The 4075-nt window shown below is 38.6% G+C and carries 6 protein-coding genes; 5 read left to right on the top strand and 1 reads right to left on the bottom strand.

The window, feature by feature from the left end:
* On the top strand, positions 1-119 hold a 119-nt coding region (locus AC4GME_RS17730; RefSeq protein ID WP_490379933.1), incomplete at its 5' end, for a transketolase-like TK C-terminal-containing protein.
* A 126-nt stretch (positions 120-245) separates the two neighbouring features.
* Here AC4GME_RS17730 and AC4GME_RS17725 read toward each other — a convergent pair.
* A complete protein-coding gene (locus AC4GME_RS17725; RefSeq protein ID WP_490378346.1) occupies positions 246-1601 on the bottom strand; it encodes a hypothetical protein in 1356 nt (451 codons plus the stop codon).
* A 209-nt stretch (positions 1602-1810) separates the two neighbouring features.
* Here AC4GME_RS17725 and AC4GME_RS17720 point away from each other — a divergent pair, with 209 nt between their 5' ends.
* The 4 genes from AC4GME_RS17720 to AC4GME_RS17705 form a co-directional block, all read left to right on the top strand.
* The gene (locus AC4GME_RS17720) at positions 1811-1957 is read left to right on the top strand and encodes a XapX domain protein (protein ID WP_490379932.1); all 147 of its coding nucleotides are present in this window, start codon (positions 1811-1813) and stop codon (positions 1955-1957) included.
* Between the two features lie 39 nt (positions 1958-1996).
* A complete protein-coding gene (gene deoD, locus AC4GME_RS17715) occupies positions 1997-2722 on the top strand; it encodes a purine-nucleoside phosphorylase (RefSeq protein ID WP_490378348.1) in 726 nt (241 codons plus the stop codon).
* A gap of 35 nt (positions 2723-2757) precedes the next feature.
* A complete protein-coding gene (gene tal, locus AC4GME_RS17710; protein ID WP_490378349.1) occupies positions 2758-3708 on the top strand; it encodes a transaldolase in 951 nt (316 codons plus the stop codon).
* A gap of 54 nt (positions 3709-3762) precedes the next feature.
* A partial coding sequence (locus tag AC4GME_RS17705) for a thiamine pyrophosphate-binding protein (RefSeq protein WP_490379931.1) occupies positions 3763-4075 on the top strand: 313 nt, incomplete at its 3' end.

Genomic DNA, 4075 nt, shown 5'->3' with positions numbered 1-4075 from the left:
GTCTGAACGGCAAAGTTATCGGTATGACAACATTTGGCGAATCAGCACCTGCTGAGCAGTTATTTGAAATGTTCGGTTTCACTGTTAAGAACGTAGTTGAAACTGCAAACAGCCTATAATCTTTAACTTAATAAAGATTAATAAAAAACCGCGTAAATCGCGGTTTTTTTTACTCTGTAATTTTGCCTTCTGTTTTTAGCAAATTATCATCGCTAGCGGGAGTGATAAGGCAGTTATTAATAAATTCAGGCATTGATACTTTGCAGCGCTTCATCTAAGAGGCTTTCTGGCGTATAGGTTTTATCTGTTATTCCGATTCTATTTGCTCTTGACTGCTGAGCTGTTAACTCACAGTAATTAAAAAGTACACGTTGAATTTCAAGTAACTGATTAAGTACATTAAAGCTGTTTACCCCTTTATTTATGTGTGTATCAAGGTAGGAATAAAATAGGTTTATATCGTTTGCCTCTTTGAGTGGAATAGCTGCATTATCTTTCATAATCGATGTAATCGGGCAATAAGCAGCAAATTCATTTGTGTACCAGCGATCATTCCACCATCCAATTTTTTTGCCGTTTAAATTCTCCTTTGCTCTTGAGAGAGGCAGAAAGAAATAGACCGCGGCATTTGATTTTTTGATCTCTTTAAGTGAAGCCATTAATGCACCTGCTCTAAGTGTGCTTTCATGCTCTATAAAATGATCGTATTTCAGGGCTTTTCTGGTGAAAGCATTAAGTAACTGGAAATGGATATAGGCTAATTTATCCGGATATATTAACTTGCATTTTGCGAGTGCTTTTAGTTCGCCAACCAGCAGCTGTTCAAAATGCTTTCTTTCCATATTTTGTGTGTATCTGTTGATAAGCATCTCTTCAATGCTCTCTGCATTATTATCGACAACGATTGTGTTGTTCTGCGTCTGATAGATATCTTCTGCATGCAGGGATGTCCTAGTCAGATTGTGGCTTTGTAATAACACGTAGCCGCTGTTAATTTCGGTTGTAATCAGGCTGTAAACTCCTCTTTTATGAATAAGAGAGAGAACTTTTCCTTCGCTGTGCAGCCCTAAATGTTTTCTCTCAATTATTTTTTCTTCATTTAATCTGCTGAAATTTGCAAGGATTAAAGATAACTGCTGCAGGTAAAAATAATAGGATTTTGGTGAGAGCCCTGTTGTTTTAATCGCTTTTCTGGTTTCTTGTGCGCTTACAATCGTAGATAAAACTGATTTCAGTTTTTCAGTTTTTTTGAAGTTGGCCATGGTAAAAACTAAACCGCATTGGGCGCACTGTTTTCTTTGTCTGCCCGATGATGTGAAACCATATTTATGTAATGACGTGTTTTTATCAAAGAAAAAATAGCAGGAACATTTAGGGCAATGATTTAATTTTGCTGAGAAGTGTATGTCCAGTTTCTCTTTTATAATATTAGCGACAAGCTCGTTATTTATCCAAGGCGGGTTGCTGCCGCATAATTTGCATTCAATTGATAAATAACCTAATTTTGTGCTTTTGTGAATATAATCTTTACTATTTAAAACACCAAAATTTTTGCAGTGAACGGCTTTACAGCAGTTAAAGTTATTTGTAAATTTAAACATATTCCCGCCTGTAAAACCTTCAAATAATAACCCGTTAGACCCATATTATAGCTGTTCAACAGATTTAGGTAACAACTATTTCTGATCTTAATTTAGACGGTGTTAAAGAGATCTTGGTCACATTTTGCTTTCTGTAAATTACTAAACTAGCCTTAATTATTCAGTCCGACAGCTTTCAAGATGCCGTTACCCAGGAAATTTTCAAGGCTTTGTTTGCGGTTTTAGTCGTTGGACTGTTCTTTGTTTTTTTTAGATTACCAATACCTGTGTTATCGGGAATTATGGGTGTTGTAGGCGTGTATTTAGGCGGTATGTTATCCCAAAAGTACATAAGCAATTTACTTTACGTCAATTAATTTCAATTAACTTATCAATCAATAATTAGGAACTAAAATATGTCTACTCCTCACATAAATGCAGAAATGGGTGATTTCGCTGATGTTGTTATTATGCCGGGCGATCCGCTTCGCGCTAAATTCATCGCTGATAACTTTCTAACAAATGTTGTTCAAGTCTGTGACGTCCGTAATATGCTTGGTTTTACGGGAGAATACAAAGGCCGTCGTATCTCTGTTATGGGGCACGGTATGGGAATACCTTCTGTTTCTATCTATACCACTGAACTTATTAAAGATTTCGGCGTAAAAACAATTATCCGTGTGGGCAGCTGTGGTGCTGTTCTTGATGATGTGAATTTAGGCGATATTGTTATTGCTGCGGGTGCCAGCACAGATTCTAAAGTAAACCGCATCAGATTTAATAATCATGATTTTGCAGCGATTGCTGATTATGAATTAGTTGCTAATGCAATGAATACTGCTGACACCCAAGGTGTGAAAGTTAAAGCGGGTAATGTTTTCACTGCGGATCTGTTTTACTCAGCAGAGCCTGAATTTTTCAAGAAAATGGCTAAATACGGCATTCTTGGTGTGGATATGGAAGCTGCCGGTCTTTACGGTGTAGCTGCTGAATACGGTGCAAAAGCGTTAACGATTCTTACAGTATCAGATCATATTACTCGTGGTGAAGCCGCTTCATCTGAAGCTCGTCAAACAGGCTTTAAAGCAATGATCGAACTGGCTTTTGAGTCGGTATTACTTGGTGATAAAAAAGCACTTTAGTTTCTTACTCTACTTATTTTTACAAGGCTATTATTATGACATCTCAACTAGACGAATTACGTAAACTGACAACCGTTGTAGCTGACACTGGGGATATTGAAGCAATTCAAAAATATAAACCTCAAGATGCAACAACTAACCCTTCTCTTATCTTAAAGGCTGCTCAAATTGCTGAGTATGCGCCTTTAATTGACAGTGCAATTGAGTATGCAAAAGCACAAAGCAGCGATCCAAAACAGCAGGTTCAAGATACCTGTGACATGTTAGCGGTTAATATTGGTAAAGAAATTTTAAATATTGTACCGGGTCGTATTTCTACTGAAGTTGACGCTCGTTTGTCTTATGACACAGAAGCAAGCCTGATCAAGGCGCGTCAATTGATGAAAATGTATAACGATGCTGGTATTGCGAACGATCGTATTCTGATTAAACTGGCATCAACCTGGGAGGGCATTAGAGCTGCTGAGATTTTAGAGAAAGAGGGGATCAACTGTAATCTGACCCTGCTGTTTTCTTTCGCTCAGGCACGTGCTTGTGCTGAAGCTGGTGTATATTTAATCTCTCCGTTTGTCGGCCGTATTATGGACTGGCATAAAGCAAATGAAGGACGTGATTTTACACCTCAGGAAGATCCCGGCGTACTGTCAGTTGCGAAAATATATAACTTCTATAAAGCAAACGATTACAAAACGGTTGTTATGGGCGCAAGCTTCAGAAATACAGGTGAGATTCTAGAGCTTGCCGGCTGTGACCGACTAACAATCAGTCCTGAATTACTGCAGCAGTTAGCAGATGCAGAAGGAGAGGTGGTTAGAAAATTATCACCATCAACAACTGAGCTGACTTCTCAAGCACCGTTAACCCATGCAGAGTTTTTATGGGAGCATAATCAGGATCCTATGGCGATTGACAAACTAGCGGAAGGTATTCGCAATTTTGCTCTCGACCAGGATAAACTGGAAAAAATGATTGCAGACCGTCTTTAGTATTCTATCAGGGCTAATTATTAGCCCTTTTTTTTGATTTATTGTGGAACTCCTATGAAAAATAAACGATTCGCTAATGCTATTAGAGCACTTAGCATGGATGCCGTTCAAAAAGCCAATTCAGGTCACCCAGGCGCACCAATGGGTATGGCTGATATCGCCGAAGTATTATGGCGTGATTTCTTAAAGCATAACCCGACTAACCCGCAGTGGGCTGATCGCGATCGCTTTATTTTATCAAACGGTCATGGTTCAATGCTGATCTATTCTCTACTGCATTTATCAGGTTACGATCTGTCAATTGATGATCTTAAGTCTTTCCGTCAACTGCACTCTAAAACACCCGGTCACCCGGAACTCGGCTATA

The sequence above is a fragment of the Psychromonas sp. genome (genome assembly GCF_983033635.1).
The sequence above is the reverse complement of the archived record's forward strand: the minus strand, read 5'-3'. Positions and strand labels throughout refer to the sequence as shown.